This window comes from Yersinia artesiana (assembly GCF_902726545.1).
Classification (GTDB): Bacteria; Pseudomonadota; Gammaproteobacteria; order Enterobacterales; family Enterobacteriaceae; genus Yersinia; species Yersinia artesiana.
In genome coordinates, this window is sequence record NZ_CACVAD010000066.1 from 1 (window position 1) to 22,330 (window position 22,330).

Here is a 22,330-nt window from a genome sequence, read left to right on the forward strand (position 1 = left end):
AATAAACCATAACGATTTGGAAGAATTACTGTCATCATTAAGTAAAAAACACTTTCAAATTCAAAATCTATTATAATCTATAAGTCAAAGGTTTCACTTAATAAGTGAAACCTTAACTCTTAAAATTTATTGCTATTCTTTATAAAATCATACAGACAGACCAGTCTACAAAAATTACTTGATAGAGCCTGAATGCTCATCGCTTCATCAATATGCTTTTTCAGTATTTTATGTAGTTCATTCATATCTCGATTAATTAAACCTGGTTCCATATAGGGCATCATCCTCAAAAAAAAACCGAAATCATAAGCAAGATATAACTCATTTACACCAACTCTAACTTCAGGAACGTTTTCAGAACGTCGTTTATCCCAACCTTGAGACTGAAAACTTACAGGAGTAATATCTAATCGTGATAAAACACCACCTGCAAGTTCAGGCTCGTTAATTATACTCCCGTCAGGATTAATTAAATTAGCATGATTTAAGAAATGAAAAATAGGAATGCGCGCATTACCTTTGCAAATATTTGGCAGAACATCATTAACAACGCATTCCCAATCATAATGTCCATTTTCGAATACAACTTCACGGATGAGGTCTACACGCTCCAGCCCAACCAATCCTTTTGCTGCCATCGATTCTGATTTTTTCACCATCGAAATAGCACCATATCCCACAACAAACTCTGTTGTATTGGCGCCCTCTTCAATCTTCTCTGAGTCCCTCACATATAATTTCCCTTTCGGATCATCAGTTAAGACTAATTCATAAAGTTCATCTTTTATCATTCGGAATAAATGTGCTGGAATCCTTTTTTTAGTTTCACTCAGCACTTCAAATATTTCTTTATAAGATGGTGCCTGAACATATTTTACTGGTATTTTTTTATGAATAACAGAATCACTAATGTCGGCCTCTTCAAGTTCAGGTTTCCATTCAACAAACAATAATTTGTTCTGTAAAAAATCCAAACTAGCATCAGGAAAACAACTAACTATATCTTCCAGGATTTCAGCTATATGTTCATCTGTTAAAGAGTAACCTAAGAAAATAACAGGCCTCTCTATAAACATAGTTAGTAACTTAGATGATAGGTAGGGGTTTTTCTTCCTATATTTATCATAGTCACTTGATGTTAAAATCAATGAGTTAGGCTCAGTGCAGCAACCATGTATTTTATATATTTCGGCAATGCCGTGACTCCTGCCAGTAATCAACCCGTCCTGGCCTATAAAGGTTGTAAATTTAGGGAAAAGGCTTTCTAGAAAAACATCCCAGTTTGTGGTAATAACCCCATCAATATTTGCTTTCGCAAAAAGAGAAATTTCGTGTTTTAACTCATCATTTTCTATAATATTTTTATGTGCATTCTCAATATATTTAGATATTGACAACTTCAAAGGAGACTGTTCGTTAATGAAAATTTTCTCCTGTTCTTTTTCACTTAATGCTAATTGTCCTTCTTTAGTATCCCACCATTTCTCAGCGTATGCCGACACTAATAATTGTGCATATTCGGGTAAGTCACCATTAGATTTTGTTTTTAATTTTATATGATTTTCCCCAATCGCCTCAGCAAAATGCTTCAAAAGGTCTTGCCAACATGGCACACCAAGGTAACGACGAGACACTCCGGAGCCAACAAATAACACAGGGGATGCCTCAAACTGCTTAAAATGCTCTTCGAGTTTTTTCTTGAAATTCATATTGGTATTCCCTATCAAAAATCCTCAACTGAGACAACGGTAAGACATTGCGGTTGCCATCTCCAGTGCATGATTAAAAAATTTTGCACCTTTAAAATTCATTTATCTGTTCTGGCAATTTGGCCCATTATCTATAGATCTGTGGCCAGTATCCGCTACACAGTGCCTGCGTTATGATACGGTGGTGCAGTAATCTTGCCCCTTTACTTCAGGATAAACAATGCCTTTAGATTTAAGTAACACCTTAGTTATTGGCATCAGTGCAACTGCGCTTTTTGACATGAGTGAATCCGATCGCATGTTTCGGGAAACCTATGCGACCGATCCTGATAGCGCCATTGAAAAGTATCGCGCCTACATGCTGGAACACGAAAACCAACCTTTGCAGCCTGGTACAGGTTACCCCTTGGTCAAAGCGCTTCTGGGTCTGAACCAGTATCGTCAACCGGATGATCAATCACCGTTGGTTGAAGTCGTTGTTATGTCGCGTAACAGTCCTGATACAGGTATCCGTGTTCTAAATACCATTCGCCATGACAAACTCGATATTACACGTTCAGCTTTTACCGCAGGCGAAACCGTTGCCGATTACCTTGATGCCTTTGATGTGGATCTGTTTTTAACAACTAACGTTGAAGATGCGCAAAAGGTAATTGATTCCCGATTCTGCGCCGCTGCAATCCTCAAAGATCCTCCCTCCGACGCCTCAGATATCCCGGAAGGGCAGGTCCGCATTGCGTTTGACGGTGATGCCGTGCTTTTCTCTGATGAAAGTGAGTTAGTTTATAAGACTCAAGGGATGGCTGCTTTTCATGCGCTGGAGGATGCACAACAAGATATCCCAATGGCTGAGGGTCCATATGCCACTTTGCTAAAAAAAATAGCCAAGCTTCAGGAGCGACTACCGACAAGAGTTGAGTATTCCCCTGTCCGTATTGCACTGGTGACCGCCAGAAACAGCCCATCGGAAATGCGCGTCATTAAAACACTGAGAAGCTGGGGGGTGTATGTCGATGAAGCTTTTTTTCTTGGCGGTGTAGAGAAAACAAAAGTTTTGAAGGCATTTAAACCGCACATTTTCTTTGACGATCAGGATGTGCATTTGAATACTGCTGCAAAGGTGGTTCCTTCCGGGAAAGTACCTTACGCCAGCAATTCAGAGCTTTTTGAAAACAAAGCGTCATGAAACCTTAAATAAATAGCCATCTTTACCGCTAGAAGGCTATTTATTAATTTATGCAGTCTTCCCAAACATCCCTTCTACCACTGCCCCAGCTCTCCCTAACTCATCGATATAATCCGCATACCACTGCATCATTTCCCTACGCCCATCAAGATACTGAGCATGGTTATACGTCCCGCGAATCGCGTTCTTATCGACGTGTGCAAGCTGCGTTTCAATCCACGCGGAGTTAAACCCCTGCTCATGCAGAATGGTGCTCATCGTGTGGCGGAAACCGTGCCCCGTCAGCCTGCCTTTATATCCCAGCAATTCGATAACCTGATTAATGCTTTCCTTGCTGATCGGCTTGCGAGGATCATTCCTGCCGATAAAAACCAGCGGGTGATGCCTTGAGATCGGTTCAAGCTGTGCAAACAGCGCAATGACCTGCTCTGAGAGCGGCACAATATGAGGCCGTTTCATCTTCATCACTTCTGCCGGGATTTCCCACAATTTCTTCTCAAAATCGATATCTTCCCAGCGAGCGAAACGCAGCTCTTGTGTACGCACGCCGGTTAACATGATGATCTGTGTGGCTGTTTTGGTGATAATACTACCGGTGTATCCGGCCAGATCTTTAAGGAAGTGTGGTAACTCTTCGACTGTGAGGAACGGGAAATGTGTTTTCTTAGGCGTTGCCAGCGCTGTAGCAAGATCTGACACGGGATTATATTCAGCTCTCCCGGTAACGATAGCGTAACGGTAGACTTCATTACAACGCTGGCGGACTTTGCGCATTTTCTCTAAAGCGCCGCGCTTTTCAAGGCGACGAAGGATCTCAAGCCAGTCCATCGGCTTAATATCGACGATAGGGCGTCTTCCCGTATGAGGGAAGATATCCTTCTCGAAGGTGTCGATGATTTCATCGCGGTAGCGTAATGACCAGCGATCGGCTTTCGTCTGATGCCATTCGCGGGCAATGGCCTCGAACGTATTCTTTTGGCTCATTTGCTGGGCGATTTTTTCTTCTTTCTTTACTTCACCCGGATCTCCTCCAGCGGAGAGAATTTTTCTGGCCTCACTGCGCTTTTCGCGTGCGTCTGCCAGGGAAACATCAGGGTATACGCCAATGGAAAGCATCTTTTCTTTACCGGCGAAGCGGTACTTCATACGCCAGTATTTGGAACCATTAGCGTTAATCAGTAGATACATGCCGCCGCCATCGGTCAGCTTATAGGGCTTTTCTTTTGGCTTTGCGGTTTTCACTTTTACATCGGTTAGCGCCATTACATCCTCCGGCTTTTGATAAATCCATCCTCCAGGGGACTTCCGCTAATGATTAACCTGATACCCCCATGTACCCCTTATATAACAAAGATGTCTTTGAAACCTGTTGTTATATATCACATTTTTACCATTATGGGGGTGCTGATATTTTAAAGGAAAATAACACCCCCTAATGTACCCCCAAAAAGGACTTGATGCCGATTACCTTCAGGCGACAATGGTGGGGTTATTTCTCTTATTTTATCAGGTATTACAGGGGTTTTGTTGACTTCGAGGGAGTTCAGGAGAGGCAAATTGGCGGAAGATCACAGGAGTCGAACCTGCCAGGGACCGCTGGCGGCCCCATCTGGATTTGAAGTCCAGCCGCCCCACCGGGGACGATGATCTTCCAGAGAAGATATGAGTGTAAGGCGGTGATTATAGCGTGTTTATTATATGGTGCTATTCATTCAATAGGTATGATGAATAAATTCCCTCACCAGGCGGAATCTAACGTCATCGTCTTCGGCTTAAAAACGACTAATAGCTAACCTCACCATACTTATCACGATGCTCTTTGGGCGTGATTGAATAGCCTTTTTTGAAGACCGAATAGAAATATTGCAGCGATGGATAACCGCACATTTGAGAGATTTCATTGATGGGTAATGAAGTTGCAGACAACAAATTGCGCGCCCGATCGAGCTTCTCTTCATGAATAACACCATGAATAGTCTGCCCAATATCATCTTTGAAGCGCTTTTCCAGGTTTGAGCGTGACATCCCTACTGCATCCAGCACCTGTTCAACCTTAATCCCCTTGCAGGCATGATGGCGGATATAGTGCATCGCCTGAATCACGGCCGGATCGCGTAATGAGCGAAAATCCGTCGAACGCCGCGCCATCACTTTCACCGGAGGTACCAGAATACGCTGCAACGGCGCAGCTTCTTGTTGTTTCTGGCGCTGATTAAGGCGCTGATGCAACAACTTAGCCGCGCGATAGCCCATCTGCCGCGTCCCTTGCACTACCGACGAAAGTGCCACTCGCGATAAATAGCGGGTTAGTTCTTCATTATCAATACCAATTACACTCAATTTCTCCGGCACTGCGATATCCAGATGCTCGCACACTTGCAATAAATGGCGCGCCCGCGCGTCAGTGACAGCAATAATACCCGTCTGATGTGGCAAAGTTTGCACCCAATCCGCCAGCCGATTTTGCGTGTATTGCCAGTTGGCCGGCGCAGTTGCCATCCCCTGATAGACTACACCTTGATATTGCTCTGCCGCGACTAATTGCCGGAAGGCATACTCCCGCTCCTGCGCCCAGCGTTTATCACTACTGGCCGGCAAACCATAAAATGCAAAACGGTTTAAACCCTTCTCTTTCAAATGCATAAATGCCGCCTCAACCAGCGCCGCATTATCCGTTGCAATATAATCGACTGGCGGATAATCCTCTGACTGATGATAAGACCCCCCCACGCCGATAATCGGAACATCAACATTCGCCAGCAGTTGCTCTATCTGCCGATCATCAAAATCGGCAATAACACCATCGCCTAACCAATCCCTGATATTCTCAATGCGGCAGCGAAAATCCTCTTCAATAAAAATATCCCAGTCGCACTGTGATGCCTGCAAATACTCACCGACACCTTCCACCACTTGCCGGTCGTATACTTTGTTAGCATTAAATAACAAGGTTATCCGGTAGCGTTTCTCAAACATGGGAATAGCTCCTGAAATAGGTGGGGAGGGGTAACAGACAAACCCAAAGGACTCGATCTTGCAAGGTGAAAGCAGGTGCGTCCGCGCCAGGGATGCTTGTTTTAACAAAAGAAGTACCGCGTCTTTACGATCTGCCTGTTTTCACCACTACAGACACTTTGTCATTAACCTCAGAGATCAATGCAGTATGGCATTGATCTCTTTTTGAAGATGGGATCACACTCGGCGTTTGGTGGCGGAATCCATCCACACTGCCAATAGCAAAATTGCACCCTTGACAATGTACTGCCAGAACGTCGGCACATCTAGCATGCTCATCCCATTGTCGAGAGAAGCCATGATAAATGCCCCCATAACAGCACCCGCCACACTCCCGATCCCACCCGCCAGGCTGGTGCCACCAATGACACAAGCGGCAATCGCATCCAGTTCGGCAATATTACCGGCTGAAGGTGAGCCAGCCCCAAGGCGTGAGCTGAGAATCAAACCGGCCATGGCAACCATCAACCCATTGATAGCAAATACCGCCAGTTTGGTGCGTTCCACATTCACCCCAGACAAGCGCGCGGCATCGATATTGCCGCCAATAGCATAGATCCGGCGGCCAAATGCGGTGCGGGTGGCCATAAAAATACCCGCCAACATCAATGCCGTGAGAATCAATACCGGCGTAGGGACGCCCCGATAATCATTCAGTAAATATATGGCACCAAGAACGATAACTGCGGTAATAGTTTGACGAGTAACATCACCTTGTGGCGCGGCAACAGGCAAACCCAGCCGGATACGATGGCTACGCCGACGCCACTGCCAGGCAACAAATAGCATCAGGCCAATCGCACCAATACCAAAACCAAGGCCGTTTGGCAGATAACTTTGACCAATCTGTGACATGGCATTACTGGTAGGTGAAACCGTCGTACCATTGGTGATGCCAATTAAAATGCCACGGAAAGCCAACATCCCCGCCAATGTGACAATAAACGAAGGCACTTTGCGATAAGCAACCCACCAACCATTCCATGCGCCAAGCACCAACCCCAATCCCAGAGTAACCACAATGGTCAGAGGGAGCGGCCAGCCGAGCCACACATCAAAAATGGCAGCCGCACCACCCAATAGCCCCATCATTGAGCCAACAGACAAATCGATTTCAGCCGAAATAATGACAAACACCATCCCCACCGCCAAAATGCCGGTGATCGCCGTTTGCCGTAATAAATTCGAGATATTCCTGGCGCTGAGATAGGCCCCTTCAGTGGTGAAAGTGAAAAACAGCATAATCACGGCAATAGCCGCCAGCATGACAAAGACTTGTAAATTAACCGATTTTAGTCGAAACAATGGCTTTTTATCGCCATTTTCGGGTGTGTTCACTTCAGTTTGATTAGCTTGCGACATGGGTTTCACTCCTGAGTGCGGCTTCCATGACCTTCTCTTGCGTCAGATTATGGTTAATGAGATCGGCTTTGATACGCCCTTGATGCATGACCAGCACCCGATCACTTAATCCCAAGACCTCCGGTAGTTCAGAGGAAATCACAATGACCGCAATCCCCTGCTGGACTAATTGATTGATAAGTTTATAAATCTCATATTTTGCACCAATGTCGATACCGCGCGTCGGTTCATCGAGAATCAAAATTCGTGGGTTCAGTAGCAAGCATTTGGCAAGAATAGCTTTTTGCTGATTTCCCCCACTGAGGCGGGCAATAGCCAGCTCCGAAGAGGAGGTTTTCACCTTTAATCGAGCGAGCGATTGCTCAATTGTCGATTGTTCTTTCGCATCATCCAACACACTGAAAGAGCCGGTGAAGTCATCTAGCGCAGCCAGTGTGATATTAGCCCCCACCCCCATAACCGGTACGATGCCGTCTTTCTTACGATCTTCTGGCACCATGGCAATCCCGAGTTTCATGGCTTGCTGACAATTACTGATGGTCACAGCTTTGCCATCAATAAATATTTCTCCCTGCCAACGACCAGGGTAAACACCGAATAAGCATTGCACTGTTTCTGTTCGGCCAGACCCCACCAGCCCGGCGACACCTAATATCTCCCCGCGTTTTAAAGAGAAAGAGACATCATCCACTCGCCGGATATGGCGGTTTACCGGGTGCCAGGCACAGATATTTTCCACTCGCAGAATTTCCTCACCAATGTGGTGGGCTTCGTGTGGATAGAGTTCTTTCAGTTCACGGCCCACCATCATGGCGATGATGTCATCTTCGCTCATGGTCGCCGCAGAGCGAGTGCCGATATGGCGGCCATCGCGGATCACACAGATATGATCTGATATCGCTTTCACTTCATTCAATTTGTGCGAAATATAGATGCAGGCAATGCCGTGATTGCGCAGGTCACGGATAATATCCAGCAAAATAGCCGTTTCACTTTCGGTTAAAGAAGCGGTCGGTTCATCCAGTACCAGCAACCGAACTTGTTTGTTCAGCGCTTTGGCAATTTCAACCAATTGCTGCTGCCCAAGCCCCAATTCACCTACCGGGGTATGAGGGTCTACCACCAGTTTGACCTGAGCCAACATCCGTTGACAGCGCAGGTACATGGCGTCGTAATCCATAATGCCAAAACGCCCCCATTCGGAGCCGAGAAACATATTTTCCAGCACCGACATTTGCTTCACCAATGCTAATTCCTGATGAATTATCGCGATGCCCTTTTGTTCTGTTTCACGAATATTTTTGGCCTGAAGTGTTTCCCCTGAGAAAATGATTTCCCCCTGATACGTGCCTGCGGGGTAAATACCACATAACACTTTCATTAATGTGGACTTTCCAGAGCCATTTTCGCCACATAAAGATAATACTTGCCCGGCTTCCAATGTCAGGCTGATATTATCCACCGCCTTAACGACACCGAACTGCTTGGTAATTTCTTTCATTTCTAGCAGGTAGGGCATAATTCCCTCCATATATCTTTTATGCCAGGGGTTGCAGCATGATGAGCTACAACCCCAATGGCTTCTGATATATTCAGCAACGAAAAAATAATTAGTAAATGTCCGATTTCTTGTGGAAGCCATCTGCGATAATTGTGCTATCGATATTATTTTTATCTACCTGAATCGGCGTTAACAAATAAGCAGGAACATCTTTGATACCGTTATTTAATTTACTATTTGCTTTTGGTTCTTCGCCTTTACCCAAACTTACTGCAATTTCCGCCGCATCATTGGCTAATTTACTGATTGGCTTATATACCGTCATAGTCTGGGTACCAGCAACAATACGCTTTATTGCCGCTAAATCAGCATCCTGTCCAGAAATAGCCACTTTACCTGCCAAACCTTGTGCTGCTAACGCCTGAATAGCCCCACCAGCGGTGGCATCATTAGACGCCACGACAGCATCAATTTTGTTATTGTTAGCTGTTAGCGCATTTTCCATGATTTTTAAGGCATTTTCTGGTAACCAGGCATCAACCCACTGATCACCGACAATTTTTATTTTCCCCTCTTTTATCAATGGATTAAGAACTGTCATCTGCCCCTGACGGAACAGCTTGGCATTATTGTCTACCGGCGAACCGCCCATCAAGAAATAATTGCCTTGTGGCACGCGTTCAACCAGACTTTTAGCTTGTAATTCACCTACTTTTTCATTATCGAAAGAGATATAAAAGTCAATATCAGCATTATTTATCATACGGTCATACGCTAATACTTTTATTCCTTCCCGTTTTGCTTCGGCAATCACATTACTTAATACTTGCCCGTTATAAGGAATAATAACCAAGACATCGACACCACGGTTAATCATATTCTCAATCTGCGACATTTGAGTTTCTTCATTACCATTCGCTGATTGAACAAATACTTTAGCGCCGAGAGACTCAGCCTTGTTAACAAAAATATCGCGGTCTTTCTGCCAACGTTCAAGACGAAGATCGTCTATCGCCATACCGATTTTAATTTCTTTACTGAATCCGGGCTGGCTAAACATGACCAGAACGGCACATGCGGAGAGTAAAATGTTCTTAAATTTCATTTTTCGGTACCTTTCTTATTGTGCAAGCAGGGTAAGAGAAACGGTAAACATCAACTGCAATAGGGATTGTTGTCGCTTATTTGCACATCGGCAATTACAGATTTTCGTCCGCCAATTATGTTTTTTGGTTTAATGTTAATTTTATGATAACGATCATGTTTTCTTTCCTGCAAAATGCATAATTCCAGTAAGAGATGTTATCCAGACAATGAATACCAGTGATTCTTTATAATTAATTGGGTATTTATGAGATCTACACCACAATTAATAATTCTCTGAATTTAAGTGTGAAATAACGTAATTGAGAGAATAACAAACAACTCCGAAGATAAAAGCTCACCAGCCCGATAATGCGGGTCAGCTTCCAAGGAGTATTGCATGTCATCTTATTTTGATAAATTAGAACAAGTGCGTTACGAAGGCAGCCAGAGCTCTAACCCACTGGCATTTCATCACTACAATCCGGATGAAATTATCCTTGGTAAGCGAATGGCCGATCACCTAAGGTTCGCTGCCTGCTACTGGCATACCTTCTGCTGGGGCGGGGCGGATATGTTTGGCAGCAATGCCTTTGAGCGCCCATGGCAACAATCGGGAGATGCATTGGCTTTGGCAAAACGTAAAGCTGATGTGGCTTTTGAATTCTTCCATAAACTGAATGTGCCTTATTACTGCTTCCACGATGTGGATGTTTCACCAGAAGGCGCATCATTAAAAGAATATTTAAATAATTTTGCCGTCATGACTGATGTATTAGCTGAGAAGCAAGAAAATAGCGGCGTAAAATTATTATGGGGCACCGCCAACTGCTTCACCCACCCGCGCTACGGTGCCGGTGCCGCAACTAATCCAGACCCTGAAGTCTTTAGCTGGGCGGCAACCCAAGTCTTTACCGCCATGAATGCCACCCAAAAACTCGGTGGGGAAAACTATGTATTGTGGGGCGGGCGCGAAGGCTATGAAACACTGTTAAATACAGATTTACGCCAAGAACGTGAGCAAATTGGCCGCTTTATGCAAATGGTGGTCGAACATAAACACAAGACTGGTTTCCAGGGCACATTGTTGATCGAGCCAAAACCCCAAGAACCGACTAAACATCAGTATGATTATGATGTTGCTACAGTTTATGGCTTCCTTAAGCAGTTTGGTCTGGAAAAAGAAATTAAAGTTAACATTGAAGCCAACCATGCCACTTTGGCTGGGCACTCTTTCCATCATGAGATTGCCAGTGCGATTGCATTAGGTATTTTCGGTTCGGTGGACGCTAACCGTGGTGATCCGCAATTAGGTTGGGATACCGACCAGTTCCCGAACAGTGTGGAAGAAAATGCGCTAGTGATGTTTGAAATCCTCAAAGCCGGCGGTTTTACTACCGGTGGGCTGAATTTTGATGCCAAAGTTCGCCGCCAAAGTACAGATAAATATGACCTGTTCTATGGTCATATCGGGGCAATGGACACCATGGCTCTAGCACTGAAGATTGCAGCAAAAATGATTGAAGATGGTCAGTTGGATCAGTTGGTTGCTAAACGTTATGCCGGGTGGAATAGCGATTTGGGGCAACAAATTCTGAAAGGCAAAATGTCGCTGGAAGATTTAGCGTCCTATGCCGAGCAACATAATCTGAACCCACACCATCAAAGCGGGCATCAAGAACTGCTGGAAAATAGGGTTAACCGCTATATCTTCGGCTGATAAACCCCGAAAGCCAAATGAAGGGGAAACGTGCCGTTGGGGTCGTAGTGGCGTAAGCCACCGAAGTGCCCCTAGGCACGGTCAACCCTTCACTCTCTGGACGATAAATATGAGGAGTATGTATGTACCTTGGCATCGATCTGGGCACCTCCGGCGTTAAAGCCATTCTCCTGGCTGAAAACGGGCAAGTCATTGCCAGCCAAGGTGCAACATTATCCGTCTCCCGCCCACACCCTTTATGGTCTGAGCAAAATCCCGCCGACTGGTGGCAAGCCACTGATCAAGCTATGCAGGCTTTAGCCGCAGACCATGATTTAACACAGGTAAAAGCACTGGGATTGACGGGGCAAATGCACGGTGCAACTTTGCTGGATAAACAACATCAGGTGCTGCGACCAGCTATTTTATGGAATGATGGCCGCAGCTTTGTCCAGTGTCAGGCGCTGGAAAACGCGGTACCAAAATCCCGCCAGATTACCGGCAACCTGATGATGCCGGGTTTTACCGCGCCGAAACTGAAATGGCTGACAGAACATGAGCCAGAGATTTTCAATCGCATCGATAAGGTATTGTTACCCAAAGATTATCTACGTTTTCTGATCACTGGTGACTTTGCCAGTGATATGTCCGATGCCGCCGGCACAATGTGGCTTGATGTGGCAAAGCGCGACTGGAGCGATGAGATGCTGGCGGCCTGCGGCCTGGATCGCCAGCAGATGCCCGCTCTCTTCGAAGGCAGCCAGATTACCGGCCATGTTAGTGCTGAAATTGCACGCCGCTGGGGCATCAACCCTATTCCAGTCGTGGCGGGCGGGGGTGATAATGCCGCCGGTGCTATCGGGGTGGGCCTGTATCAAACCGGGCAGGCAATGTTGTCGCTGGGGACATCCGGCGTCTATTTTGCCGTCAGTGATGGCTTTCTCAGCAATCCAGCTAGCGCCGTACACAGCTTTTGCCATGCTTTACCCAATACCTGGCACCTGATGTCAGTGATGCTGAGCGCCGCATCCTGCCTTGATTGGGCATGTCAACTCACCGGTGCCGAGAGTGTTCCTGCGCTGATTAATGAAGTGGAAAATACACCACCAGCCGCCACGCCCGTTTGGTTCCTCCCCTACCTTTCCGGCGAACGCACTCCTCATAACAACCCTAATGCTAAAGGGGCCTTTTGGGGATTTACCCACCAACACGGTCGGGCAGATTTAGCTCGTGCAGTATTGGAAGGAGTCGGATTTGCTTTAGCTGACGGAATGGATGCCCTGCATGCCAGTGGCTTACAGCCCAAATCAGTCACGCTAATTGGTGGTGGCGCGCGCAGCCCTTATTGGCGGCAAATGCTGGCAGATATCAGCGGCCAGACTTTGGAGTATCGGACTGGCGGTGATGTCGGCCCCGCACTCGGCGCGGCCAGGCTGGCCCAAATTGCCCTCAACCCAGATATTCCGTTAGCTGAATTACTGCCTGCATTACCACTGGAACAAACCCACTTACCTCATGCACAGCGCCATCAGGATTACGCTGCCCGTCGCGTTATCTTTAAAAAGCTATATCAACAATTACTGCCATTGTGTGAATGTGAGTAAACTAAAGCACAAGCCATAAATATATGGGAGTAAAAATCTGGTCCCTTTTACTCCCTATGATGGCCGGATTTGGCATTCCACTTAATTAAAATCCCGCAGATGATGGAACTCTACCTAAACGGCGGAGGGCCGGATATGACTAACAGTGCATTACTGATCATCGATGTCCAACAATCATTCGAACATAAATCTTTTTGGCAACAACAGGATCTCCCTGCATTCTCTGCGGCGCTGAACCAACTTATTGCGGGCTGCAAACAACGCGGAGTGGCACTGGTCGATGTATTCCACGTCGCGCCGGAAGGCCCGTTTTCGCTGGCTTCTGGCTATGTGAAGCCGCTGTCATTGGTTTCCCATCACGCAGATGTGACAGTGCAAAAGCGAGTGCATAATGCACTAACTGATTCAGGGCTGGATCAATGGCTAAAGGAGCGTCAGATAAACCACCTGATTATTGCGGGTATGCGCACCGAACAATGCTGTGAAACCACCGCACGCGTGGCGTCGGATCTGGGCTATCAGGTCACTTTTGTCACGGAAGCCACACTGACCTTTCCAATGACCCAGCCCAACGGCATTGTTCTGAGCAGTGAGGAATTGAAATTACGCACGGAAACGGTGCTCGTCGACCGGTTTGCGACTATCCATACCGTCGCGCAAGTACTGGCAGTACTGGATTCACCACCATCAGTAGCGGCTACCCCAAAAGTCGTCAATTGGCAGCCACAGCCTTATTTGCCTCGCGCTATCACACCTGCGGGTATCAAAAATCTTAACCGCTGGCAGTTGAAACGCTATGTGATTCGTTATGCGCAGGCGCAAGGTGCCACGCCAGATTATGCCCCTGCTTATCAACTCGTCAGCCAGTGGTTACCTCATGCTGCTGAAACAAAGGATCGCCCCGGTGTGGGTTTGGTGATTGAACATCAGGGAAAAACATTGAATTACCTGATTGTTGGCTGGTGGGATAACGAAAACGAATTGCGGGTGAAAGTCTGGGTGCAGGAACAGGGAATTTGGCGCGCGGCACGTGATGAATCCTTCTGTGTTTGGGATTTACAGGTAATGGCCTTTGAGCGCGATGCTTTTGTTGATACTTTGCTACAGCATACCCCTAATATTCCGGCTTATATGAATCGTTATCTGACGATAACTGTGGATTAACCATGCAACGAAATGTCTATTTTCTCTTGCTGCCCGGCGTGCTGTCGCTGGATTTAACCGGCCCTGCCGAAACGTTACGGCTGGCGGGGTCATTTAACCTTTGTTATATCAGCCCATTGCCCGAGGTAATGTCCTCCACCGAGATGATGTTAGGCCAATTGCAGCCGCTACCTGACAGCTTACCGGAAGGTAGTTTGCTGGTGGTGCCGGGGGTGAGTGACTCACGCCACTATTTTGCGACAGAAACCGCCGCAATAGCCCGCCGATGGTTACAGCAACAGCAAGCCGCCATTACGCAGCAAAAAACGATATTGGTTTGTGTCTGTTCTGGAGCATTATTGGCGGCGCAAGCCGGGCTATTGGATGGCTATCAATGCACGACTCATCACCATGTGCTTGAACGGTTACGCCAGCAAGCGCCGGCGGCCCATACCAAAGAAAACCGTATTTTTGTCGAAGATCGCGGAGTGTATACCAGTGCCGGGATTACCGCCGGTATTGATCTCTCTTTGCATCTGATCAGCCGTTATTGTAGCCCGCAAACTGCACTGGAGGTGGCGCGCGAAATGGTGGTGTATTTTCGCCGCTCAGGTGATGACCCGCAACTTTCACCCTGGTTACGTTACCGCAACCATCTCCACCCGGCGGTACATCGGGCACAGGACGTGATGTCAGCAGAGCCGCAAGCGGAGTGGTCACTGCTTCAGGTGGCGCACAAAGCGCATGTCAGCAGCCGTCATTTAACCCGATTATTCCGTGAACATGTCGGGATCAGTGTGCGTGAATATCATGAACAATTGCGGGTCGCGGTAGCCGAAGTCCGCCTGCAAGAAGGATTTAATCTGGAGAAAGCTGCACTGGCAGCCGGATTTTCCTCCGGCCGACAGCTTCGGCGCGCACAACAGCGTGGGCAGGCGGTAACTAACTGACTAATCGCCGCCGATCAAGGCGTTGCAGCCCCATCGACAATAAAGTGCTTAACGCCAGTGCTAAGGCAAAGACATAGAAAATATCCAGCACCGGATAGTCAGTAAAATCATAATGATGGGTGCGGATGAAATGAATAATCAGCGCATGGAAACCATAAATAGCCAGCGAATGTCCGGCCAGCCAACTCAACCAGGCAATGGGCTGATTCAGGCAGTTTTTAAACCACACCAGCAGTGATACCGCCGCAACAAAGACCAAGGGGCCGCAGTACATATAGAAGGTATCGGCAAAGCTGCCATTAATTCGCGTCTGCTTCTCCGTTGAGATGGCAATAAATATCACGCTCATGATAAACAATAATACCGCGCCCCAACTGATAGCTCGCCCTCGCGTCTCAAGCATACCAATAGCTCGCCCCAGCAGCGCATACAACAAGTAATAGAAAGTATCGCCGTAGATATAGAGGTTTATCGGCAGCAACTGAAAGCCACCGATTGAATATTTACTGGTCTGCGGATTAGCAATTACCGCCAACAACAAAATAGCGACCGCCAGATAGCGGCCTGATACCGGTTTGACGTTAATCAGTGGTGATACCAGATAAACCACAATAATGGCGTAGAAAAACCACAAATGATAGAACACTGGTTTTTGCAGGATGTTTTTCAGTGACGCCCAACCGTTGATCGGGGTCAGGGTAGAAATATAGATAAGTGCTATCACGCTGTAAAACAACAGACACAGCCCGATGCGGGTAAAATGCTTTTGCTGTGCGCTTTTTTCACCAAAAAACAGATAACCGGAGATCATAAAGAAGAGGGGCACACAGGCCCGAGAAGCCGAATTCAGCAAATTGGCGATGTCCCAGTTCGCTTCCCCGACTTGCGCCCCGCTGGTGACGTAATAGGTGGTGGCATGGATCATGACCACCATAATGCAGGCAACGGCCCGCAGATTATCAATCCAGCCAATCTTATTGGTCATGCATACTCTCTATCGCCGTCATTTATAAAAACGCTTATCTATTTATGTCGCAAATAATCAGGCTGCAAACAATAACGTAAATTTGATTTATACCCAAAGTAAATGAAACCCCATCAGGACGAAGGGTAATTGTTGCCATAAAGTTATATTGACGGCAAAATAGCCGTCCTAATGCGCTCTGACTGTAGATCCTACCTGAGCGCTTCCAGTTTTTTATGTTTACTATTAATAGCTTAACCTATGCAAACTTCATTCTCACCCGCGACGCGTTTAGGTCGACGGGCGCTTTTATTTCCCTTGTGCCTGGTATTATTCGAATTTGCCGCATATATCGCCAACGATATGATTCAACCCGGTATGCTGGCGGTAGTCGCCGATTTTAATGCCAGTATTGAGTGGGTTCCGACATCAATGACGGCCTATCTGGCTGGCGGGATGTTCCTGCAATGGTTGCTTGGGCCGTTATCAGATCGTCGTGGCCGTCGCCCAGTGATGCTGGTTGGTGTCGCATTCTTCGTGGTGACCTGTCTTGCCATATTATTGGTCACGTCGATTGAACAGTTCATCGCCATGCGCTTCCTGCAAGGGATCGGTTTGTGCTTTATCGGCGCGGTCGGTTACGCCACTATTCAGGAATCCTTTGAAGAAGCGGTCTGTATCAAAATCACCGCACTGATGGCGAATGTGGCATTAATTGCCCCGTTGCTCGGCCCATTGGCGGGTGCCGCCTTGATTCATGTCGCCCCGTGGCAGTTCATGTTTGTGATCTTTGCAGCGCTCGGCGCAATTTCATTTGTGGGGCTGTGGCGCGCGATGCCAGAAACCGCCTCACGCCAAGGGGAAAAGCTGTCGGTAGGGGCGATGTGGCACGATTATAAGCAAGTGCTAACCAATCGCCGTTTCCTGTGTGGCTCCCTCGCATTGGGCTTCGCCAGCTTGCCTCTACTGACCTGGATTGCCCAGTCCCCAGTGATTCTGATCAGCGGTGAGCAGCTCTCAACTGTGGAATATGGCATTTTGCAGGTACCGATTTTCGGCGCACTGATTATCGGCAACCTGACATTAGCGAAATTGAGCGGGAAAACCAGCATTCCGCAGCTTATCCGCTATGGTGCTGGCCCAATGATTATTGGCCTAATGATTGCCGCTGGCTCGACCCTCTATTCATCCCACGCTTATTTGTGGATGACTGCTGGCCTAAGTCTCTATGCTTTTGGTATTGGCCTGGCGAACGCCGGTTTAGTACGACTAACGCTGTTCTCCAGCAATATCAGTAAAGGAACCGTGTCGGCTGCCATGGGGATGATCAGTATGATGGTCTTCACCTTGGGGATTGAATTCGCCAAAGTGGCTTATTTGTGGGGAAACAGCGGCATTTTCAACCTGTTCAATCTTATCAGCGGCTTGCTGTGGCTGGGTTTGGTGATGATTTTTATTCGCCACCAGCCGAAAGCCCTGACTACTGAGTAAATTAAATAATGGGGAGTATGGCTCCCCTCCGCATCTAGTCTGGTCAACCTGGCTTGACCAAATTGATATGGTATTTTATATTTGCTACAGGCCAACAAAAAGAGGGGGGTCTATGGAAAAGATCAATATTTATGATGCCAAGACCAACTTATCTAAGTTGATTAACGCAGTGACAACTACTGGCGAGCCTTTCTTGATCGCCAAAAATGGCAAGGCATTGGTAAAAGTCATTCCTTATATTGAGGAACAGCCAAAACGTAAATTGGGTTTTCTGGCTGGCAAAGTCTCTTGCCCTGATAATTTTGATGATGAAGACAAGGCTGTCATTAATTTGTTTGATGCTAAGGATGAAGATGATTTATTTACTTGATACTCATATTCTAATCTGGCTTGCTGCCAAACCAGAGAAACTCAACAAGGAAGTTGAAAACATCATCACCAATTACAATAATGAAATTTATTTCAGTGTTGCCAATATCTGGGAAATTGCGATAAAAAAAGCACTTAAGAAAATAGAAATTGACCCAGAAATATTACGGAAGGGATTGTTTGAAAATGGATTTAAAGAATTAGCAGTAAAAAGTGAGCACGTTCTAAACACCCTTAAACTCCCTAATATGCATCAAGATCCATTTGACCGGATTTTAGTTTCACAAGCCAGAGTAGAGAATCACACTCTAATTACTGCCGATAGCAAGATCATCGATAGTACTGATGGCTATATAACCATTCTAAAGAATTAGGAATACAGCCAAAACATCATTACAAATGAACTCAAGCGAATAGGTATCTGTAATGATGTTAACCCAACGACCTATTAATTCACAGAAGAAAACAGTCCGCTGTCGCGCAATAGATGGTCATTACCCCGACGGCGAGTGAAGCCGCTGCGGTCAAAGAATTCCAGGATTTGAATCGCCAACTTACGGCCAATACCTAACCGGTCGCGAAAATCTGCTGCGCTGGCGCTGCCTTGACTGGCACCCAATTCACGAATCAAATCAGCAAACTGCTCAATACGTTGGCTCAAGTAGTAGCGGTCGGGAACAATTGCCGTGATATAGCCCAGTTGTGCCGCTTTACGTAGCAAGCTGCGCATTTCACTTTCATCCATTGCCAATTCCGCCGCTAAATCACGAACCCACCACGGATCGTCAGAGAAATAGGGAGCAACCTGTTGCCATCGTACTTGTTCTTGCTCGGTAAATCCCAATCCATGATCGGGCAGATGCAACCAGCCACGGGTATTTTTTAGCGCGCCTTGTGTCAGCAGATTATCAATCAAACGAAACACCAATGCTTCATCCAATGTCGGCAGTGCCATGCGGCGCAACCGCGCCCGCCCTAATCCTAACTGATCACTATGCTGTTGATGGTAGAGACATAAAACATGCAATAAGGTTTGTTGAGCTTGCTGAGCATGAGGGCTGGACAGAGCAATATCACCCGCCACCACACAATCCGTACCTGCCAGCAATGCTGCCATATCATGGCTGCTAAGCTGACGCGCCCAACTGAATTTATGCAGAGAAATTGGCCCTTGTGCCAAGTGCAGTTCCAACACCTCAGGATCGCTCTTCGCTTGCGCTAACGCGGTTAACCACGCCAAAAATGCCGGTTGCCGTTTCCCCCGTTTTGGCACCGCCAGATGAATAACACGCGCTCCACCCAATGTCTTTTTCGCGGCTATATCTCGCAGAATCAGACGGTCATTTTCAGCCAACCACAGGGGGTTATCCAACAGTAGCTCGGCCAGTATCAATTGGGATTTATCGCCCTCCGGTTGAGGGGTGTTAAGCAGTGAAAAGCGCCCGGTAATATGGCTGGCGGCATGATGCAAATGCAGCGGTTGCCAGTGCTGTATGGGTTCATCTGCATCGACAACGACCAGCACTCGATCAACGGATTCCGCTGGCTGTTGGGCTAATAGCCAGTCACCACGATTGATCTGTTGCTTACTAATATCGCCGGAAATATTCAGGGCAATGCGCTGGCCGGCCTGCGCGTGCTGGGTATCCTGGTTTTGTGCATGTATACCTCGCACCCGTACCGGGCGATCGCTGCCCGTGAGCCATAAGGTATCACCCACCGCCACTTTGCCGGCTAACGCCGTTCCCGTAACCACTAAACCTGCGCCTTTTACACTGAAGGCGCGGTCAATAGCCAGACGAAACCGCCGTGATAGCCGATGACTATTCTCATCTTGCTGCTGGCATTGCGCCAGATGCTCGCGCAATTCACTGATACCCAGGTCGGCCGTAGCCGCAGTGACAAACAGAGTGACTTGCTCGATTCCCCAGCCTTGCGCTAACAGCTCCGCCATCACTTGCTGGCGTACTTGCGCAATACGCTCATCATCCACTCGATCGGATTTAGTCAGCGCCACCGTCAATGTCGGGCGGCCCGTCAGCCGCAGGATGGCTAGATGCTCGCGGGTTTGCGCCATCACGCCATCATCACAGGCCACTACCAGCAACGCATGGTCGATACCGCCGACGCCAGCCAACATATTGGCAAGAAATTTCTCATGTCCGGGGACATCAATAAACCCAATAATGCTGTCATCTGATTGCGGCCAGTAGGCATAACCTAAATCAATGGTCATCCCGCGCTGCTTTTCTTCCGGCAAGCGGTCAGCATTAACCCCGGTAATCGCCTGTAATAGCGTGGTTTTACCGTGATCGACATGCCCCGCGGTTGCAATAATCATAGTGCCAACTCCCTGAGCAACGCTGCCTCATCCTCCAAACAGCGCAAGTCCAACCATAAACGCCCATCAGCCACGCGGCCAATGATGGGTTTAGCCAATCCACGCCAGCGCGCCGTTAGTGCTTCCAGAGCGCTTCCGCTGCCATCTTTAGGGGTAAATGTTACCGCCCAACTGGGTAACCGATCGACCGGTAATGAGCCACTGCCTATCTGCGACCAGCATGGCTCTACCGCCAGCGTAAACTCAGCACCATAGCGGCTATTTAAGGCGGCCAGCACCCGCTGCGCACTCTCGGCAATATCTTGTGCCGGACGAGTTAGCAGCCGCATTGTCGGTAACAATTCGGTCAAACGATCGGGTTGCTGATAGAGGCGCAAGGTCGCATCCAGTGCAGCCAGTGTCATTTTATCGGCCCGAAGCGCCCGTTTGAGCGGATGTTGCTGCAATTGGTCAATCCACTGTTTTTTGCCGAGAATGATCCCTGCCTGCGGGCCGCCGAGCAACTTATCCCCTGAAAATGTCACCAAATCGACGCCCGCTGCAATTAACTGCTGCGGCATCGGTTCCGCCGGTAAGCCGTAGCGGGTCATATCCACCAGCGAACCACTGCCGAGATCTGTTGCGGTTGGAATCGCAAATTCATGCCCCAACGCAACCAGTTGCTGCTCCGCCACCGAGGCCGTAAAGCCCTCGATACTGTAATTGCTGGTATGCACTTTCATCAGCAAACCAGTATGTTCACTAATGGCCTGGCGATAATCTTTCAGATGAGTGCGGTTGGTGGTACCGACTTCAACCAGCTCACAACCGGCCTGACGCATCACATCCGGGATACGAAAAGCGCCGCCAATTTCCACCAATTCACCACGGGAAACCACCACCTGCTTCCCGGCAGCCATGACCGTCAGCATCAAAAATACCGCAGCAGCATTATTATTAACGATGCAGGCATCTTCCGCGCCAGTCAGTTCGCAGAGTAAATCGGCTACCGCGCGATCACGATGACCGCGACCTGCGCCACTCAGGGAATATTCGAGAGTAACCGCGCCGCGCATGGCATCAGTTACCGCAGCAATAGCGGACTCCGCTAAAGGTGCTCGTCCTAGATTGGTGTGTAAAACGGTGCCGGAGAGGTTAAAGACGGGTTTTAATGCGGGTTGACGTTGGTTCAGTCGATGGCGTAAAGCCGCAGGCCAGTCCGCACACCAATCAGCCAATGTATGGAACTGACGGATATATTCACGGGCTTCAGCCTGCATCAAACGCAGGTTTTCAGTTAACAATGCTGCGCCATATTCATCCAGCAAAGAGGCCATTTCTGGCGCTCGCAACAAGCTGTCTATGGCGGGTAACTGACTGTAAAGATGATGGGGTTCTGCGCTCATAGTCACTCAAGCATTAGTGATAGTGAGGTCAAAAAGGCACCAGACTGTAGCCTGATACTCTGACGAGTTAATTAGTGAGACGTGATTAAATTTCTCACGCATAACACTAACACTTAGTATTAAAAAAAACAGCACCAGTAAGTTAGCCTGATTGATAAGCAGCATCATGGTAACCCTATCATTAAATCTATTCATCTTCTGGCGATTGGCTGAAAGTTTAGGCTCAAAGATTGCCAAGGAGTGCTGGCATACTATTATTACAAGTAAGATACCAACGCCACCAACATACAATAATCATGCAAAACACATGGTTACATTGCTCCAAGGTAAACATGCGTTATAAGTGCTTACACATATCACTCCTTTAGACAAATGAGTGAAAACCCTTTAAACAACTAACTGACATAAAATAAACTAACATATTTTCGTTTCTAACTCCTGTTTTGGCTAAGAATAGTCTCCTTTATTATGCCATTATGCTTTTAGTTATCACAAAAACCAAAACTCAAATTATTAATGAACTAACTA

At 47.4% G+C, this 22,330-nt stretch carries 17 protein-coding genes and 1 tRNA gene; 8 read left to right on the top strand and 10 right to left on the bottom strand.

Annotated features, from left to right (window positions below; genetic code table 11):
- Positions 1-119: 119 nt before the first annotated feature.
- Positions 120-1,709, bottom strand: a complete 1,590-nt coding sequence (locus HU019_RS17960; protein WP_032250632.1) for an SIR2 family protein — start codon at positions 1,707-1,709, stop codon at positions 120-122.
- 220 nt (positions 1,710-1,929) lie between these two features.
- Between HU019_RS17960 and HU019_RS17965 the strand changes: the two genes are divergently transcribed.
- On the top strand, positions 1,930-2,895 hold the full coding sequence (locus HU019_RS17965; protein WP_032250630.1) for a 5'-nucleotidase: 966 nt from the start codon (positions 1,930-1,932) through the stop codon (positions 2,893-2,895).
- 48 nt (positions 2,896-2,943) lie between these two features.
- Here HU019_RS17965 and HU019_RS17970 read toward each other — a convergent pair whose 3' ends face one another.
- The 6 genes from HU019_RS17970 to xylF form a co-directional block, all read right to left on the bottom strand.
- The gene (locus tag HU019_RS17970) at positions 2,944-4,158 is read right to left on the bottom strand and encodes a tyrosine-type recombinase/integrase (RefSeq protein WP_039026320.1); all 1,215 of its coding nucleotides are present in this window, start codon (positions 4,156-4,158) and stop codon (positions 2,944-2,946) included.
- Between the two features lie 295 nt (positions 4,159-4,453).
- Positions 4,454-4,548: transfer RNA gene (locus HU019_RS17975), tRNA-Sec, on the bottom strand.
- A gap of 129 nt (positions 4,549-4,677) precedes the next feature.
- Positions 4,678-5,871, bottom strand: coding sequence for a D-xylose utilization transcriptional activator XylR (xylR, locus tag HU019_RS17980; protein ID WP_174848231.1), 1,194 nt, complete (start codon positions 5,869-5,871; stop codon positions 4,678-4,680).
- Between the two features lie 216 nt (positions 5,872-6,087).
- Positions 6,088-7,272, bottom strand: coding sequence for a xylose ABC transporter permease XylH (gene xylH / locus HU019_RS17985; protein WP_019081420.1), 1,185 nt, complete (start codon positions 7,270-7,272; stop codon positions 6,088-6,090).
- Positions 7,259-8,791 carry a xylose ABC transporter ATP-binding protein gene (locus HU019_RS17990; protein ID WP_174848232.1) on the bottom strand — a complete coding sequence of 511 codons (1,533 nt, stop codon included), beginning with the start codon at positions 8,789-8,791 and terminating at the stop codon, positions 7,259-7,261. The genes xylH and HU019_RS17990 overlap by 14 nt, the downstream gene beginning before the upstream one ends.
- Positions 8,792-8,882: 91 nt before the next feature.
- Positions 8,883-9,878 carry a D-xylose ABC transporter substrate-binding protein gene (gene xylF / locus HU019_RS17995; protein ID WP_174848233.1) on the bottom strand — a complete coding sequence of 332 codons (996 nt, stop codon included), beginning with the start codon at positions 9,876-9,878 and terminating at the stop codon, positions 8,883-8,885.
- A 378-nt stretch (positions 9,879-10,256) separates the two neighbouring features.
- Here xylF and xylA point away from each other — a divergent pair, with 378 nt between their 5' ends.
- From xylA to HU019_RS18015, 4 genes are all read left to right on the top strand, one after another.
- Positions 10,257-11,576: a xylose isomerase gene (xylA, locus tag HU019_RS18000; RefSeq protein WP_174848234.1), complete on the top strand. Its 1,320-nt coding sequence runs from the start codon at positions 10,257-10,259 to the stop codon at positions 11,574-11,576.
- A 122-nt stretch (positions 11,577-11,698) separates the two neighbouring features.
- On the top strand, positions 11,699-13,159 hold the full coding sequence (gene xylB, locus HU019_RS18005) for a xylulokinase (RefSeq protein WP_174848235.1): 1,461 nt from the start codon (positions 11,699-11,701) through the stop codon (positions 13,157-13,159).
- 135 nt (positions 13,160-13,294) lie between these two features.
- Positions 13,295-14,323: an isochorismatase family protein gene (locus tag HU019_RS18010; RefSeq protein ID WP_174848236.1), complete on the top strand. Its 1,029-nt coding sequence runs from the start codon at positions 13,295-13,297 to the stop codon at positions 14,321-14,323.
- A 2-nt stretch (positions 14,324-14,325) separates the two neighbouring features.
- Positions 14,326-15,252, top strand: coding sequence for a GlxA family transcriptional regulator (locus HU019_RS18015; RefSeq protein WP_174848237.1), 927 nt, complete (start codon positions 14,326-14,328; stop codon positions 15,250-15,252).
- On the opposite strand, the gene HU019_RS18020 is transcribed toward HU019_RS18015, so the two are convergent.
- Complete coding sequence (locus HU019_RS18020; protein WP_174848238.1) at positions 15,245-16,237, bottom strand: acyltransferase; 993 nt, start codon at positions 16,235-16,237, stop codon at positions 15,245-15,247. The genes HU019_RS18015 and HU019_RS18020 overlap by 8 nt on opposite strands.
- A gap of 240 nt (positions 16,238-16,477) precedes the next feature.
- Here HU019_RS18020 and HU019_RS18025 point away from each other — a divergent pair, with 240 nt between their 5' ends.
- From HU019_RS18025 to HU019_RS18035, 3 genes are all read left to right on the top strand, one after another.
- The gene (locus tag HU019_RS18025; RefSeq protein ID WP_174848239.1) at positions 16,478-17,707 is read left to right on the top strand and encodes an MFS transporter; all 1,230 of its coding nucleotides are present in this window, start codon (positions 16,478-16,480) and stop codon (positions 17,705-17,707) included.
- A 112-nt stretch (positions 17,708-17,819) separates the two neighbouring features.
- Complete coding sequence (locus HU019_RS18030; protein ID WP_145589405.1) at positions 17,820-18,077, top strand: type II toxin-antitoxin system Phd/YefM family antitoxin; 258 nt, start codon at positions 17,820-17,822, stop codon at positions 18,075-18,077.
- A complete protein-coding gene (locus HU019_RS18035; RefSeq protein WP_174848240.1) occupies positions 18,061-18,450 on the top strand; it encodes a type II toxin-antitoxin system VapC family toxin in 390 nt (129 codons plus the stop codon). The genes HU019_RS18030 and HU019_RS18035 overlap by 17 nt, the downstream gene beginning before the upstream one ends.
- 74 nt (positions 18,451-18,524) lie before the next feature.
- On the opposite strand, the gene selB is transcribed toward HU019_RS18035, so the two are convergent.
- Complete coding sequence (gene selB, locus HU019_RS18040) at positions 18,525-20,417, bottom strand: selenocysteine-specific translation elongation factor (RefSeq protein ID WP_174848241.1); 1,893 nt, start codon at positions 20,415-20,417, stop codon at positions 18,525-18,527.
- Positions 20,414-21,802 (bottom strand): L-seryl-tRNA(Sec) selenium transferase, encoded by a 1,389-nt coding sequence (gene selA, locus HU019_RS18045; RefSeq protein WP_174848242.1) that lies wholly within the window; start codon positions 21,800-21,802, stop codon positions 20,414-20,416. Before selA ends, selB begins: the two co-directional genes overlap by 4 nt.
- Between the last annotated feature and the right edge of the window lie 528 nt (positions 21,803-22,330).

Bases quoted from the DNA above. Each gene is read 5' to 3' on its own strand.
- HU019_RS17965 (WP_032250630.1), top strand. From the start codon at position 1,930: ATGCCTTTAGATTTAAGTAACACCTTAGTTATTGGCATCAGTGCAACT.
- HU019_RS18030 (WP_145589405.1), top strand. From the start codon at position 17,820: ATGGAAAAGATCAATATTTATGATGCCAAGACCAACTTATCTAAGTTG.
- HU019_RS17990 (WP_174848232.1), bottom strand. From the start codon at position 8,791: ATGCCCTACCTGCTAGAAATGAAAGAAATTACCAAGCAGTTCGGTGTC.
- HU019_RS17960 (WP_032250632.1), bottom strand. From the start codon at position 1,709: ATGAATTTCAAGAAAAAACTCGAAGAGCATTTTAAGCAGTTTGAGGCA.
- HU019_RS18020 (WP_174848238.1), bottom strand. From the start codon at position 16,237: ATGACCAATAAGATTGGCTGGATTGATAATCTGCGGGCCGTTGCCTGC.
- xylF (WP_174848233.1), bottom strand. From the start codon at position 9,878: ATGAAATTTAAGAACATTTTACTCTCCGCATGTGCCGTTCTGGTCATG.
- HU019_RS18010 (WP_174848236.1), top strand. From the start codon at position 13,295: ATGACTAACAGTGCATTACTGATCATCGATGTCCAACAATCATTCGAA.
- selB (WP_174848241.1), bottom strand. From the start codon at position 20,417: ATGATTATTGCAACCGCGGGGCATGTCGATCACGGTAAAACCACGCTA.
- HU019_RS18035 (WP_174848240.1), top strand. From the start codon at position 18,061: ATGATTTATTTACTTGATACTCATATTCTAATCTGGCTTGCTGCCAAA.
- HU019_RS18025 (WP_174848239.1), top strand. From the start codon at position 16,478: ATGCAAACTTCATTCTCACCCGCGACGCGTTTAGGTCGACGGGCGCTT.
- xylA (WP_174848234.1), top strand. From the start codon at position 10,257: ATGTCATCTTATTTTGATAAATTAGAACAAGTGCGTTACGAAGGCAGC.
- HU019_RS17970 (WP_039026320.1), bottom strand. From the start codon at position 4,158: ATGGCGCTAACCGATGTAAAAGTGAAAACCGCAAAGCCAAAAGAAAAG.
- xylR (WP_174848231.1), bottom strand. From the start codon at position 5,871: ATGTTTGAGAAACGCTACCGGATAACCTTGTTATTTAATGCTAACAAA.
- HU019_RS18015 (WP_174848237.1), top strand. From the start codon at position 14,326: ATGCAACGAAATGTCTATTTTCTCTTGCTGCCCGGCGTGCTGTCGCTG.
- xylB (WP_174848235.1), top strand. From the start codon at position 11,699: ATGTACCTTGGCATCGATCTGGGCACCTCCGGCGTTAAAGCCATTCTC.
- selA (WP_174848242.1), bottom strand. From the start codon at position 21,802: ATGAGCGCAGAACCCCATCATCTTTACAGTCAGTTACCCGCCATAGAC.
- xylH (WP_019081420.1), bottom strand. From the start codon at position 7,272: ATGTCGCAAGCTAATCAAACTGAAGTGAACACACCCGAAAATGGCGAT.